15 protein-coding genes are annotated in these 13,178 nt (G+C 55.5%); 5 read left to right on the top strand and 10 right to left on the bottom strand.

Annotated elements, in window-relative coordinates; genetic code table 11:
- The first annotated feature begins 152 nt into the window (after positions 1 to 152).
- Positions 153 to 1,280 carry a hypothetical protein gene (locus IQ254_RS24940; RefSeq protein WP_193968861.1) on the top strand — a complete coding sequence of 376 codons (1,128 nt, stop codon included), beginning with the start codon at positions 153 to 155 and terminating at the stop codon, positions 1,278 to 1,280.
- Between the two features lie 102 nt (positions 1,281 to 1,382).
- On the opposite strand, the gene IQ254_RS24935 is transcribed toward IQ254_RS24940, so the two are convergent.
- From IQ254_RS24935 to IQ254_RS24925, 3 genes are all read right to left on the bottom strand, one after another.
- Complete coding sequence (locus IQ254_RS24935; RefSeq protein ID WP_193968860.1) at positions 1,383 to 1,958, bottom strand: Uma2 family endonuclease; 576 nt, start codon at positions 1,956 to 1,958, stop codon at positions 1,383 to 1,385.
- A gap of 318 nt (positions 1,959 to 2,276) precedes the next feature.
- Complete coding sequence (locus IQ254_RS24930) at positions 2,277 to 2,576, bottom strand: DNA-binding protein (protein WP_193968859.1); 300 nt, start codon at positions 2,574 to 2,576, stop codon at positions 2,277 to 2,279.
- Between the two features lie 79 nt (positions 2,577 to 2,655).
- A complete protein-coding gene (locus IQ254_RS24925) occupies positions 2,656 to 3,123 on the bottom strand; it encodes a VOC family protein (protein WP_193968858.1) in 468 nt (155 codons plus the stop codon).
- Between the two features lie 69 nt (positions 3,124 to 3,192).
- Between IQ254_RS24925 and IQ254_RS24920 the strand changes: the two genes are divergently transcribed.
- Both IQ254_RS24920 and IQ254_RS24915 read left to right on the top strand, forming a co-directional pair.
- Positions 3,193 to 4,128 (top strand): RluA family pseudouridine synthase, encoded by a 936-nt coding sequence (locus IQ254_RS24920; protein ID WP_193968862.1) that lies wholly within the window; start codon positions 3,193 to 3,195, stop codon positions 4,126 to 4,128.
- 178 nt (positions 4,129 to 4,306) lie between these two features.
- The gene (locus tag IQ254_RS24915; RefSeq protein WP_193968857.1) at positions 4,307 to 5,221 is read left to right on the top strand and encodes a hypothetical protein; all 915 of its coding nucleotides are present in this window, start codon (positions 4,307 to 4,309) and stop codon (positions 5,219 to 5,221) included.
- Positions 5,222 to 5,252: 31 nt separating this feature from the next.
- Here IQ254_RS24915 and IQ254_RS24910 read toward each other — a convergent pair whose 3' ends face one another.
- The 5 genes from IQ254_RS24910 to dxr form a co-directional block, all read right to left on the bottom strand.
- Positions 5,253 to 5,771 (bottom strand): hypothetical protein, encoded by a 519-nt coding sequence (locus IQ254_RS24910; protein WP_193968856.1) that lies wholly within the window; start codon positions 5,769 to 5,771, stop codon positions 5,253 to 5,255.
- A gap of 205 nt (positions 5,772 to 5,976) precedes the next feature.
- Positions 5,977 to 6,846, bottom strand: a complete 870-nt coding sequence (locus IQ254_RS24905) for a hypothetical protein (protein ID WP_193968855.1) — start codon at positions 6,844 to 6,846, stop codon at positions 5,977 to 5,979.
- A 109-nt stretch (positions 6,847 to 6,955) separates the two neighbouring features.
- A complete protein-coding gene (locus IQ254_RS24900; protein ID WP_193968863.1) occupies positions 6,956 to 7,258 on the bottom strand; it encodes a hypothetical protein in 303 nt (100 codons plus the stop codon).
- A gap of 283 nt (positions 7,259 to 7,541) precedes the next feature.
- Positions 7,542 to 7,742 (bottom strand): hypothetical protein, encoded by a 201-nt coding sequence (locus IQ254_RS24895; protein ID WP_193968854.1) that lies wholly within the window; start codon positions 7,740 to 7,742, stop codon positions 7,542 to 7,544.
- A gap of 10 nt (positions 7,743 to 7,752) precedes the next feature.
- A complete protein-coding gene (dxr, locus tag IQ254_RS24890; RefSeq protein ID WP_193968853.1) occupies positions 7,753 to 8,946 on the bottom strand; it encodes a 1-deoxy-D-xylulose-5-phosphate reductoisomerase in 1,194 nt (397 codons plus the stop codon).
- 235 nt (positions 8,947 to 9,181) lie between these two features.
- Between dxr and IQ254_RS24885 the strand changes: the two genes are divergently transcribed.
- A complete protein-coding gene (locus tag IQ254_RS24885) occupies positions 9,182 to 9,541 on the top strand; it encodes a metalloregulator ArsR/SmtB family transcription factor (RefSeq protein WP_193968852.1) in 360 nt (119 codons plus the stop codon).
- 23 nt (positions 9,542 to 9,564) lie between these two features.
- On the opposite strand, the gene mrdA is transcribed toward IQ254_RS24885, so the two are convergent.
- Positions 9,565 to 11,364: a penicillin-binding protein 2 gene (gene mrdA, locus IQ254_RS24880; protein ID WP_193968851.1), complete on the bottom strand. Its 1,800-nt coding sequence runs from the start codon at positions 11,362 to 11,364 to the stop codon at positions 9,565 to 9,567.
- A gap of 144 nt (positions 11,365 to 11,508) precedes the next feature.
- On the opposite strand from mrdA, the gene IQ254_RS24875 reads away from it, so the two are divergent.
- Positions 11,509 to 12,795, top strand: a complete 1,287-nt coding sequence (locus IQ254_RS24875; RefSeq protein WP_193968850.1) for a TAXI family TRAP transporter solute-binding subunit — start codon at positions 11,509 to 11,511, stop codon at positions 12,793 to 12,795.
- 38 nt (positions 12,796 to 12,833) lie between these two features.
- Here the strand turns inward: IQ254_RS24875 and IQ254_RS24870 are convergent, their stop codons facing one another.
- Entirely contained in the window at positions 12,834 to 13,118 is a 285-nt protein-coding gene (locus tag IQ254_RS24870) for a hypothetical protein (protein ID WP_193968849.1), read from the bottom strand.
- Positions 13,119 to 13,178: the final 60 nt, after the last annotated feature.

The raw sequence follows: 13,178 nt of genomic DNA, 5'->3' as shown, positions 1-13,178 counted from the left end.
AGTTATGGACCGACTGGGCACTCCAACTGATAGCGCTCAAACCCCATAAACATCGCTATTTTCAGCGTGGTCTCTATGCTCTATCCCTGATGCAGCAAGCTCTTTAGGTACGTTGTCACCCGTTAAGTTTTCAGCGACTTGAAAGATTAGGCATGTGGAAAAGCATTCTAGACAGTCCCGAAATGTTGGATCTTGCCCGAACACCATTATTCCTTGTCCTGTTAATAGAGGCTTATCAGGGCGACCGGATCACCAATGCTTCGGGACTGATCAATGCTTTTGTTGAAAAAAGGTTTGAAAGGACGAAAACGGATGTTTATCCTTTGAATAAGTTCATTAGAATTTTTATTCAAAAGCCTAATGAACAACAGACTTGTCACTATTTAGCTTGGCTTGCCAAGGATTTTGATAATGAGCGAAAATCCTGGTTTCTCATTGAAGATTTACAACCTAGCCTGCTTAGTCAGCATGAGAGTGAGACAAAACTCTACGAGTCAATCATCATTTTGATTGTTTTTTTAATTTTTGCATGGATTATTGGCTTGGTTTTCTTCCTGCGGATTTGGCTGAATTTTAAGATGGAAGATGCCGTAAATAAGGCTCTACTCCTCGGTCTGACTTTTGGGTTGAGTTTCATGGTACAAGGTGTAGCGTTTATCATGCGGAGCGGTAAATGGCTGGACTGGCTAAACTCTCCAATTCACCCAGCCGAGAAGTTGAGTTTTTCATTCCCTAAAGGATTGAGTGGGCTAAGAATTGGTCTTAAGACTGGATTGATTTTTGGAATTTTTTTTGGGGTGATCTCTGGAATACTTTCTGGGCCAAATATAGGGTTGAGTTTTGGATTTACTGTGGGAATAATTTATGGACTAGTTGTCGGGTTGCTTAGTAGTTTGTATATGGGTTTGCGCGCTGATTTAATTGATGAAAGAGACTTTCCTAATCAGGGGATTTGGCAGTCTTTACAGAATTCAGTATTAAGCGGATTAATTATAGGTTCAATCTTCGGGATGTTTTTTGGACTAATTGCCGGTCTAACTGCTGGTCTTATTGCTGGAATAGCTTTTGGAATGCTTTTAGGAATGGCATCTGGACTGGAAGCAGTCATGAGACATATAGCCCTACGCATTGTATTAACAAAAAACAGCTATACACCCTGGAATTACGCTCGTTTTCTAGACTATGCTGTTGAACTACGCTTTATGCAGCGGGTTGGAGGACGCTACCGCTTTGTCCATGACTTACTGAAGAAACATTTTGTAGAGATGCCGCTCAGATAGTAAATAATTAGGGCTAACAGTACTCACTCTACTGGAGCGTTGTAAGAAAGCCTTCTAAGAAATCGCCATCGACTTACCTGCTTCGAGTTAGTCAAAAATAGCCTATGCCAAAGGCCACCTCAACGTAAACCCTGGCAATACCGCTTCTCCCAACAATTGGGCAGGAAACGGCACCTTTTCCATCCTCAAATTAGGACGGTAAATTTCTACCGTTTGCGCTTGGGGGTTAATCAACCAACCCAAACGCAGCCCACTGGCCAAATACTCTTGCATTTTGTCTTGCAGCGGCGGCAGAGCATTGGTTTTAGACCGCAGCTCAATCACAAAATCAGGACAAATCGGCGGAAAGCCAGCCCGTTCTTCAGGCGTTAACGCCTGCCATCGCGACAGCTCAACCCAGGCCGCATCGGGAGAGCGATCTCCACCCCCCGGCAACTTGAACATCGTCCATGAGCTAAATACCTTACCCAGCTTCGTTTGCCGATTCCACAGCGTCAAATCGGTAATTAAATCGGCCTCGCGCTCGCCGCTTTCTCCACCCACAGGCGACATAATTACCAACGCCCCCGACGCCGATCGTTCCAACGGTGTCGTTGGGTTCGCTTCACACAGACGATAAAACTGGTCATCGGTCAGGTTCACCCGATCCAGGCTTAAAACCATTGGTAATTCAGACATGGCCCCAACCCCGTTGATCTAACGCTACTGTTTCTTACTTGCTTCTTCCAACAGACTAACCACCGCCTCCCGCTCTACTGTCGGAAAGCCCTGTAAAAAATCATCAGCCGACTCACCTAATCGAAGGGTCTTGTGACATTTACCTTTTTCCAGGGTCAACCTACCCCTATCGTATCGTGGTGATTCCGAGTATTTGGCCGACAGTTAACAGATCCTGTTCAATCCAAAAAATAGCCGTGGATGCAGCAGCCGCTGAACTCGTCAAACGCAAGCAGGCACAAATTGCAGAACTGTGCCGCCTGAACCAAGCCCAAATCCTCAAGCAGGCTTCACGTCAATGGCCAACCCTACTGAGCTGAGCACTGCCACAAAAGATTCCAGCGTTGGAGTTTCCCCATTTCCCAAGGCCTGCTGTAAAGGCTTATCGGTATCATCACTGTCAGCTGCATTCGCCAGCGTCGCCTGTCTCGCTTCAACTACATTTTCGAGAGCCAGCAAGAAGGCCTCCCAATCGCCATCCTTCAGCGTCTCATTTAGCGACGCCTTGAGATAAAGAGCAGCATAGTCTAGGTCAGCTAGCTGACTCAGTAGATCGGCCTGATAATCTCTCACTGGCATCTCTCAGTTCTCCTCAAACAAGCAGTCACCTGCGCTATAGACATATTTTTGAAGCTTCCACTGCTTCTGGCTCATAAGCTCATTTAACTGGATCGCAGCGAATTTCGACCATGAAGCCGTCGGGGTCGTAGAAGTAGACGCCGCGCCCGGTGGGGCGGGTGACGGGGCCGTAGGCAATGTCAATCTGGTTTGCCTCCAGCACTGCTAATGCGCCGTCAAACTGGGCCGGGTCAATGTCAAAGGCCAGGTGGTAGGCGCGGGTAAACGATTTATCGGGGTTGGGGTCAGGCGGCTCCAGGTTTGGGGCACCAAACAGGTCGAGAATTAGCCCATCGGGCAGCACAAAGTTAGCCACCTTGCCCGTGGCCACCAGCTCCTTGAGGGTGTCATCCACCTCGTCGCCCGTTAGCTCCCGCAGCCCCAGCAGGCCACCGTAGAACTGCCGTGACGCGTCCATATCCTTCACATTCAGCGCCAGGTGATGGATGTGCCGCAGCTGGCCGGGTAGCAGAGCTGGACAATTTGCGATCGCAGGGCTAGGGGTCATAGGCCTTCGTGCGGAAACAACGCGAACTATGATTGATTATAGAAATCCTACCGCGCTCAATTGCTCGCCATCGCTGACCAAACCCTCGAACTCACCGTTGATAGGCCCGACCCAGAGCGGCTCGATCGCTGGCTGACCGCCAATGTCAAAGCCCTCTCCCGCAACCGGGTGCAAAAGCTGATCGATTGGGAATACGTACAGATCAATGGCCAGCTCTGCACTAATAAGAAAGAGGCGGTGCAGGTGGGCGATCGCATCCACCTCACCATCCCTGAACCTCGCCCCCTGGAACTCACCGCCGAGGACATTCCCCTCGACATTCTCTACGAAGACGAGCACCTGATCATCATCAACAAGCCCGCTGGCCTGGTGGTACACCCCGCCCCCGGCAACATGAGCGGCACCCTGGTCAATGCGGTACTGGCCCACTGCGGCGACCAGCTGTTGGGCATTGGTGGCGTGCAGCGTCCGGGCATCGTCCACCGGCTCGATAAAGACACCACCGGGGCGATCGTGGTGGCCAAAACCGACCTGGCCCACAGCGACCTGCAGGCCCAGATGAAGGCCAAAACCGCCCGGCGCGAATACCTGGGGGTGGTCTACGGTGCTCCCAAAACGGAATCCGGCACCATTGATGCTCCCCTGGGCCGCCACCCGGCAGATCGCAAAAAGAATGCGGTAGTGCCCCTAGAGAAAGGTCGCACCGCCATTACCCACTGGCAGGTGGAAGAACGCCTGGGCAACTTCTCGCTGCTGCGCTTTCGCCTGGAGACGGGGCGCACCCACCAGATTCGCGTTCACAGCACCCACATCGGCCACCCCATCGTTGGCGACTCCACCTACGGCTCGGGCCGCGATGTCGGGGTCAACCTGCCGGGGCAGGCGCTCCATGCCCAGCGGTTAGAACTGCGCCATCCGGCGACGGGGAGACAGATTGTGGCGATCGCACCTTTGCCTGAGCATTTTCTCAAGTTGCTTGCCGTCCTGCGGAGTCGGGCTGTTTAGGCCTGGATGACAGAATATTGCATTGGCAAGGTTGTTATATTAGGCACCATAGATGTCAAGTATCTGAAAAGCTCGTCGGCCTTCCGACCTTGGGCATACTTCCTAATGGGCAGTTCTAATTCTCATCTAGATTGTGATCCTGTCCGTAGATATGTTGATACTGCCTAACCTAGCTACTATGGCCAAGCCCCACTCCCCCAACCTGCTCCAGGCACTCAGACATGCACTCTGGCGTAGGGAGCACTGGACGGCGATCGCGATCGGTCTACTGGCAGCCCCTAGCCTCCCAGTGATCGCCGCCCCACCCCAAGCCTGGGCGCGCACCCCTACGACAAACACTCTAATTAAACAAGACACCGCCGCACCGCCAGTCCCCACCCGTCCAGTAAACCTGCCAGCCCCCGTCACCCCCGATGACTCTGGCATTATTGACCTCAGACCATCGCCCAGCGACGACGTTGGCATTGGGCAGTTGCGGCCAACCTTAGAGCCTGACCCTGATAGTAGCGATTCAAGTTCAGGAGCCAGTTGGCTAAGAGACATCGCCTTGCCAGTTTATCCCAGTCCCGAGAGTGAACCCTGGGGTTGGATTATCCACGGCTGGCTGATCCCCAACAACTCATCCCCGCTGGCCATCGGCCGCGATGCCGCTTTTTCAATGGTGCGAACCGGGCAGCCGCTATACACCTTCCCGGTACTAGAGCTTCGCTCTGACGGCTGGTTTCGTTTTCAGTACACGCCAGCAGGGGTGGCCTGGGCTCACGTTACTCATCTTGATCTGGGCACCGTGCCCCTGGCCATAGAGCCATGGGATATCTCTATGAAAGATGCCGCCCAAGTAGAATTTCGTCGCCCGGGGTTATCTCAGCCCATGCGACTAGAACCCCGCAGCACGGCCCCGCTGCAAGCGTTGGTCGGGCCCAACAGCATTATTCAGCCCTTAGATCTCGACGGCGATTGGTTAAGGGTTCGGGTTACCCAGCCTGCCCAGGGCTGCATGCCGCTACCTGGCTCTAGTGTTGCAGAGGGTTGGGTGCGCTGGCGGAACGAAGCTGACGTGCCCCTAGTGTGGTTTTCAGCTCGCAGTTGCTAGCATTTTTGTCATCTTCTTCGGCTACGTCAGTCTATCCGGGCAGGTACTCTAGCAGCCGCTGCAAACGAATTTTAGTCATTACGTAAAGTGGGAACTGATGGTGCTCTGCGATTAGCCAGCCCACCATTGTGCCGTGGGCTACCAGCGTACCAACAGCCCAGACCAACGACCAATTGAGCCCACGCCCTGCCTCCAAGGGAGGAAACAGATAACCACCCAGCGCGACTATGCCAGCGGGCAAAATGACAAGGGTCAGCCCAACTAGCCAGAGCGCTAGGGTAATGTTGCTGCGACTTTGGTAAAGGGGTTGCCAATGCCACCCTTGCCAGCGCCAGCCCATCGGCTGCAGACTGTCGGCTACATGCACGGTTTGCTGGGCGACATTGACATCAAAAATGTGTCGACAAAAATTACAGGCATAGGCCTCCATCATCACCATGGGTTCCATTTGTCCATGGCGACAGACCGGGCATTCGCAGCTTTCTCCAGGCTCTAACCCCAGCGATCGCCGCCCTGTGTTTTGTCCCCCATGGGTCTTGTTAATCGCCATAGAAGCCCTAGCCCATTCACTGCCCTAAGCGCCGCTATCGCTTTTGACCCAGACATACCCTCAGAAAACGCCTTAGGCGCTCCCGCTGACTTGGGCAAAGTTAGTCGCTAACTAGCGCTTATGTATATTTTAAGCCCCTGCCAAGATCTATAGAGGTCCAAATTAAGCAAAACTTTGCCTCAGTAGCCATGCCAGGGCAAACACCCTAGAGTGCACTGACCATTGGGGCTCCAACTGTGCGGGTATAGTCTTTACCCTCAAAGGTCAAGATCACGATCGGTTCTTGCCCTGACAGATCAACCGACTTAACCTTAATGCGCCCTCCCGCTAGCATGTCGCCAGCGGAAACACGACGGCTGACAGTACTACCCGGTTCAGTCACAATGACGCTGACCCCATTACCTACCTGCACGACACCACTCACGACCACCTGGTCGATCAGGCTTTGAAAAGCAGGAGCCCCGGTCGATGCCGCAGCAATTTCAGTCGGGACTGGGGGAGCACTCCCTTGAACAAACGGAGTGGGCAAATTGGGAATAGTGACGGGCTGAACGGCCACCTCGGGCAACGCCGGCAAATTTCGTGTGGCAGATACAGTTACTGTAGGTAAGCCCTGGGGCGGCACTGGAGTCAGTAACGCCGCCGCTGGAGTAGGACGAGGCACCCTAGGGCCTGGCACTACGATCGATGCAAAGGGGTCAGGGCGACCGGACGATATAGCCTCGACTCGAGCTTGAGGCGATGTAGACCGCAACAGACTTGGATCTGCCAGCAGCAACGGTGCCGATGCTTGCAAAAAAGGTTCTGACTGAAAGGGTGTAGCCCCGTCGCCCGTCGCTGGAATCAACGCCTGATCGGTTTGGCTAACGTCGGTATCGCCAGTTGCCCCATTCTCGCTAAGCGAACTGGGTTCAGCGAGATTCGAAGAGCGAGAGTTGGCCGTAGTGAGTTTGAGAATTCCGCCAGCGGCTACCGCCAGCAACAACACTCCGGCGATCGCCAGATATAGCTTTCGATTAGCCCAGCTTTGTGGATGAGTAGCCCCAGCCTGGCGAGGTTGAACAGAGTAGGTCATCACAGCATCTCCCCACAGGATCAACCTACTTTAGCGAATTCCTCAGAAAGTGGCGCACTTTTGCTGTAGTAAGACCTGTTTTTTTGCTGACTGAGTCTGGTTAGAGCCACTAACCCTGAGCTGCCCCTGGTTGATCGGGCTGGTTTTGTCGTTGTTGTTGTTGCAGCGCCTGAAGCTGTAGCAACAGGGCTTCGGTTTCAGCTTGCAGGTGCAATAGTTCCATCTGCTGAATGGGGGGATAGGTCGATTGGCGAACCTCGACCCAGCAAATCCTATCCTCTGCCGCTGGAGAGGTTTCGCGCGCCTCAGGTTCAAACCTCTCTAAAGATGCATCTTGGGCAGCAGACTGCTCAAGGCCCCTAAATGAGCGATCGGTGGCCTGAACATTGATGCGGTCAACAGAGGCATTCATGGGTTTACTTATTATAAAGAGATGTGCTCAGTCAGAAAGTTAAGGCATTTTAACCATCCTGTCCAGGGGTAAATTTTAAGCCACCATGCCGCGATGCTCTTATTAACGCTAGGGCAGTTGGTAAAGTGGACGCCTTTGCAGCTTTATTCAGGGCCATTGTCGCTAGAAATATCGCTTGCTATTCGGCTGTAGCCAGTTCATCACCTGTTAAGAGACCAGTGCCGACCTCTGGCCGCAGGTGACCGCCCCTACCTCGGGATGGGTGTGCCCCAATTAGCTTTAATTACCTACCTGGTCCGCCACCCAGCCACGTTTGAATTTGCGCCCAGATGGCACCGGGCCCGATGCCAAACAAAAAATACAGCGCCAGCAGCAAAAAAGCGACCAGCAACACGGTTTGAATGGTGTTTTTAATCAGCTTGAACACCCAGCCAAATACGACGATGGCAATGACGATCGCCCCCAGTACAATCAGCAGTTCCACGGTGCCCTCCTTAAGCTAGGGAAACGACGGTGGCTTGGGGTAACGATTCGCTGACGCTGGTGGCTTCAGCCCTGGCCCACTGGTCGGCGGCCAGAATGTCGGCCAGGATAGGCTGGAGCACGTTGTGGGAACGGTGGCGATCGCAGACCCCCTCAATCACCTTGGGTATCTCCAAGAAGTGAATCTTTTCGTCTAAGAATAGCGCTACCGCCTGCTCGTTGGCGGCATTGAGCACGGCGGTCATGGTGCCGCCGGCCCGGCCGACGGCATAGGCTAGCTCCATGCAAGGGTACTTGGCGTGGTCGGGTTCCCGAAAGGTGAGATCGCCTGCTTTGACCAAATCTAGCGGCTCCCAGTCGGTGTAGATGCGCTCTGGCCAGGAGAGGGCATAGAGCAAGGGCAGACGCATATCGGGCCAGCCCAGCTGGGCCAGCACCGAGGTATCTTGCAGCTCGATCAGCGAGTGAATAATGCTCTGGGGATGGATGACAATGTCGATGTGGTCATAGTCCATCCCAAATAAATAGTGGGCTTCGATCACCTCTAGCCCCTTATTCATCAGCGTGGCCGAATCGACCGTGATTTTACGGCCCATCGACCAGTTGGGGTGCTTCAGGGCATCGGCTACCGTCACCTGGGCGAGCTTCTCTACGGGCCAGTCACGAAAAGCCCCGCCCGAAGCGGTCAGCAAAATGCGCCGTAGCCCGCCTTGAGGTACCCCCTGCAAGCACTGGAAAATAGCCGAATGCTCGGAGTCGGCAGGCAGCAGCTTGACGCCGTGCTTTTCCACCAGGGGCAGTACAGCGGGGCCACCGGCAATCAGGGTTTCTTTGTTGGCCAGGGCAATGTCTTTGCCCGCCTCAATCGCCGCCAGGGTCGGCAGCAGCCCGGCACAGCCGACAATGCCGGTTACCACGGCCTCGGCATCGCCATAGCGGGCCACCTCGACCACGCCGTCATCGCCCACAAGTATCTGCGGCATGGGGTCCACCCCGGCCAGCGCGTCCCGCAGTTCGCTGAGCTTGGCGGGGTTGCAGATGGCAACAATTTCAGGCTTAAACTGGCGCACCTGTTGAGCCAGCAGCTCGACGTTATTCCCTGCGGCAATACCTACCAGGCGAAACTGGTCGGGGTGATGTTCCACAATATCCAGGGTCTGGGTTCCGATAGACCCGGTTGATCCAAGCAGGGTGATGGCTTTCACGGCAATCCTCAACGGTGGGCGAGCGCTACCTTTAAGAATCTCATGGTGTGGCCCCTGACCCAAGATCTAGCCAAAATCTCATGGCTTGGCATTGAGTAAAACCCCATGGGGATCAGCGCCTAGCAATTGACAAGATTTGATGACTGTATCGCCATGAATAACTGCAAAAATAAAATGGTTGTTAAGATTATCGAGATTCATTCGCGCACACACGAGCCTAACCTATTAAATCCCCATGGACTCTGTAGAACCGGTTTCAGTTGAGGTCGTGCAGCAAGTGGCCGAATACTTCAGTATTTTGAGTGAGCCCATGCGACTGCGGCTCCTCAATCTGCTGCGCGAGGGTGAAAAATGCGTGCAGGAGCTGGTGGATGCCACCCAAACCAGCCAGGCCAATGTGTCTAAGCACCTGAAGGTAATGCTTCAGGCGGGCATTCTCAGCCGCCGCACGGCGGGTACTTCGGCCTACTACAGTGTGGCCGACGAGCTGATTTTCGACCTCTGTGGTCTGGTGTGCGATCGCATTGCCTGCCGCATTGAGGCCCAGGCCCAGCACTTTCGTAACTTTAGCGTGGCCCCAGTATCTAAGATTTAGTCAGATGAATATCAAAGCTGGCGCTAGCGGGCCGCTTGGCTACTAGCCTGATCAGCTTTAAAGTAGGCCTCCAGCACCTTCATTACCATGGGAGCAGCGACCTTACCGCCGCCCCCGCCGGAGTGTTCGGCAAACGCTACGATCACTACCTCGGGGTTATCGAGGGGGGCATAGGCCCCAAACCAGGCATGGGAAAGCCCTGGGGGGGCTTCGGCGGTGCCAGTTTTGCCCGCAAAGGGTGGCAGATGGGGCACATTGAGGCTGCGGGCTGTACCGCCTGTGATCACCTGTCGCAGCCCCTTGTGCAGGATATCCATGGTGGTGCTGCTGAGTTCTAGCGACTCTTTCCAGTTGCGGTGTTCTTCGTTGTCTTTGAGCAGATGAGGGGTAACCCGATAGCCATTGTTGGCGGCGACCGCAAACATGCCTGCCACCTGTAGGGGGGTAGCCTGTAAAAATCCCTGCCCAATGGACATATTGATGGAGTCACCAATCACCCAAGGCGTGTCTAGCGTCTCTTGCTTCCAGGCGTCATCGGGCACCAGCCCAGCGCTTTCTTCTGTGCTGAGCTCAATGCCGGTTTTGCGGCCAAAACCAAAGCGACGGGTCATTTCAATCAACGTGGGGCCACCGAGACGCATCGCTACTTGGTAAAAAAAGGTATCGCTGCTCATGGCCATTGCCCCGGTAAAGCTCAACGGCCCAAATCCGGCCCGATTCCAGTCACCAAACTGAATTCCCCCTACCTGGATGTAGGGGTAGGTTTGTAAGACCGTGCTAGGCGAGTATTTGCCTGACTCTAGGGCCGCCGCCGTAGTCACAATTTTGAATGTGCTGGCGGGGGGAAAGGCCTGCAAGGAGCGGTTTAAGAATGGATGATTGGCACCCTGGAGCTGCTGCCACTGAGCTTCGGTAATGCGGGTGGTAAATATATTGGGGTCGTAGGTGGGCCAGCTGGCCATGGCCAAAACGGCCCCATTGCGCGGGTCAATGGCAACGACTGCGCCCTGAACCGTGCCTAGGGCGGCCTCTGCGGCTCGCTGGAGTTCCAGGTCGAGGGTGAGCTGAATGTCTTGACCGGCGATCGCCGGTTTGTCGCCCAAAATACTGATGATTCGACCGGCACTATCGACCTCGACCTGCTGACCGCCCCAGGCACCGTGGAGGGTGCTCTCAAAGGCCGACTCGGCCCCCATTTGGCCAATGACATCGCCCAGACGGTAGCCCTGATCGCGGCGGGCGGTCAGTTGTTCGTCGGTAAGCTCGCCCGTGTAGCCAATGACGTGGGCCGCCAGGTCGCCATTGGGGTAGTTGCGTACCGCCTCAGCCTCTAGGCGTACACCCGGCAACTCGTTGGTGTACTCGGCTAGGGCGGTAGCCTGGGCCGTACTGATCCCTCGGGCGATAGTAATTGACTCAATCGATTCGTAGCCTGCCTGCTCTAAACGCGCTTGAATTTCATCGGGGGGAATGCTCAGTATCGTTGACAGGCGCTGGATCACCGTAGGCCACTGGTCGCGGGGCAGAGCAATGGGCCAGATCGACACCGTGTGTGACAGTCGACTGCCCGCCAAAATTTTGCCGTTGCGGTCAAAGATTGTGCCCCGGGCCGGGCGCTTGGGCACCAGGCGAATGCGGTTGCTGTCGGCTAGCTGGCGGTTGCGATCGCCATTTACGACCTGAAGCTGAAAGAGCCGTAGACCAAAGGTACCTACCAGTAGCACCGAGACCAGTGACAGCAAAAACACCGCCTGGAAGCTGCGGCCTACGGTACGGCCCCGCAAAGTATCGGGCACCTGGGGTAAATTTTGGAGTAGAGCCATGACAATCAACCCAATCCAAATCTAGCGAGGCAGGCTTGCCGCCGAGAACGCAATTAACCCAATCCAGATAGGCTCGGCGCTGGATTTGGGCTCACGCTACGGCAAAATTGGCCAAGCCCTATTCTATATCGACCGAGGAGATCTATGCAGGGAAAGCTTGTCTTACCGCTCGTGGCGCTGAGTTTGGTGGGGGCCGTCGCCTCGGGCTTTTTTCTGCTGCGGGAGCACACCCGCACCGATCGGCTGGTGCTGGCTTCGGGCAGCAAAACTGGCGAATACTACGCCTTTAGCCAGGCCTTTGCTGAGGTGGTGACCCGCAACCATCCCACCATTGAGATCGATGTCCGTGAAACCAACGGCTCGGTGCAAAACATGGATCTACTGAGAACCCGGCAGGCCCAGCTGGCCCTGGTGCAGAGCGATACCCCTGTGCAGCCCCCCGTGCGGGCCGTAGCGCTGCTATTTCCGGAAATGTTTCACCTGCTGGCCCGTACCGATGTCGAGATTGAGACTGTGGTCGATCTGCGGGGCAAGCGCATTGCCCTGATGCCTGAGGGGAGCGGCTCCTACGCGCTATTTTGGCCCCTGGTAGAGCACTACGGCCTCACCCCAGAGACCCTGACCACCTTGCCCATGACGGCTGCTCAGGCCCATGCGTCCCTGGAGCAGGGTGAGGTCGATGCACTCTTTCGGGTGATTACCCTGGGCAATGCCGCCGTGGCCGATCTGCTGCAAACCGGCACCACGCGCCTATTGCCCATCGACCAGGTCGATGCCTTGAGGTTGTCGTTGCCCTATCTCAATGCTCAGGTTATTCCTAAGGGTACCTATAACGGGGGCATCCCGATTCCCGCTACCGATCTGCCCGTCGTGGCGGTCAACGCTCTGCTGGTAGCCCATGAGGAACTGCCGCCTAGGGTGGTCAACGCCCTCACCAGCACCCTGCACCAAAACCGCAACGAGCTGGTAGCGCTATATCCCCGGGCGGCGATGATTCGACTCGACGCATCGAGAGATCTGGGTCTGCCCCTACACCCTGGGGCCGAGGCCTTTTACACCCAGGGGGAGCCAGAATTTTTAGTTGAGTATGCCGAACCCATTGGCCTATTGCTGTCGGTACTCGTGCTGAGCTTCTCGAGTCTGTGGCAACTGCGATCGTGGCTGCTGGGTAAGCAGAAAAACCGCGCCGATACCTACAACCTGGAGATTCTTGCCCTGATGGACAGGATTGACCAGGCTCAGTCACTAGAGGAACTGGCAGCCCTGCGCAAAACCCTACTCGACATCCTCCAGCAGGTTGTTACCGACCTGGATGTCGACCGGATCACAAGCGAGTCTTTTGAGTCGTTTACATTTCCCTGGGAGGTTGCCAACAACGCCATTCGGCATCAAGAAATGCTGCTCCGGGGCCATGACGGCAGTCGGCGGTAGACGGCTTGGGAAAACACTGCCGTGGCGACGGCTATGACTCAGCGCGAAGCTACACTGCCCCAGCCACTACCATGCTTCGCCGTGCTAGCGAGTTCTGAAGCACCTCTGGCTGGGGGTGAGCAGAGATAGTAGGCCGCGCGGGTCGGCTGGCCTGGGGAGAGTCTAGCGGTTGAGGCGCTATCTCGCTCGGCGGTGGGGCTGGCACTGCGGGTGGGGCTGGCATTGGGCTCGAAACAGCTGCGGGCACCGGTGCTGGTGACGGTGCTAAAGGCTTGGGGGCAAGCTCCGTGGGCGGCATAGCGGGGGCTTGGGGCATAGGCCATGCCGCTGAACCAGCCGCCTCGGGGGGTGGCGACGAGGCTTCACCAGGGATGGTCTCAATG

Source organism: Nodosilinea sp. LEGE 07088 (genome assembly GCF_015207395.1).
Taxonomy (GTDB): domain Bacteria; phylum Cyanobacteriota; class Cyanobacteriia; order Phormidesmidales; family Phormidesmidaceae; genus Nodosilinea.
The sequence above is the reverse complement of the archived record's forward strand: the minus strand, read 5'-3'. Positions and strand labels throughout refer to the sequence as shown.

Coding starts and splice junctions, on each gene's coding strand:
- IQ254_RS24940 (WP_193968861.1), top strand. CDS start 153: ATGTGGAAAAGCATTCTAGACAGTCCCGAAATGTTGGATCTTGCCCGA.
- IQ254_RS24935 (WP_193968860.1), bottom strand. CDS start 1,958: ATGTCTGAATTACCAATGGTTTTAAGCCTGGATCGGGTGAACCTGACC.
- IQ254_RS24930 (WP_193968859.1), bottom strand. CDS start 2,576: ATGCCAGTGAGAGATTATCAGGCCGATCTACTGAGTCAGCTAGCTGAC.
- IQ254_RS24925 (WP_193968858.1), bottom strand. CDS start 3,123: ATGACCCCTAGCCCTGCGATCGCAAATTGTCCAGCTCTGCTACCCGGC.
- IQ254_RS24915 (WP_193968857.1), top strand. CDS start 4,307: ATGGCCAAGCCCCACTCCCCCAACCTGCTCCAGGCACTCAGACATGCA.
- IQ254_RS24910 (WP_193968856.1), bottom strand. CDS start 5,771: ATGGCGATTAACAAGACCCATGGGGGACAAAACACAGGGCGGCGATCG.
- IQ254_RS24905 (WP_193968855.1), bottom strand. CDS start 6,846: ATGACCTACTCTGTTCAACCTCGCCAGGCTGGGGCTACTCATCCACAA.
- IQ254_RS24900 (WP_193968863.1), bottom strand. CDS start 7,258: ATGAATGCCTCTGTTGACCGCATCAATGTTCAGGCCACCGATCGCTCA.
- IQ254_RS24885 (WP_193968852.1), top strand. CDS start 9,182: ATGGACTCTGTAGAACCGGTTTCAGTTGAGGTCGTGCAGCAAGTGGCC.
- mrdA (WP_193968851.1), bottom strand. CDS start 11,364: ATGGCTCTACTCCAAAATTTACCCCAGGTGCCCGATACTTTGCGGGGC.
- IQ254_RS24875 (WP_193968850.1), top strand. CDS start 11,509: ATGCAGGGAAAGCTTGTCTTACCGCTCGTGGCGCTGAGTTTGGTGGGG.
- IQ254_RS24870 (WP_193968849.1), bottom strand. CDS start 13,118: ATGGCCTATGCCCCAAGCCCCCGCTATGCCGCCCACGGAGCTTGCCCC.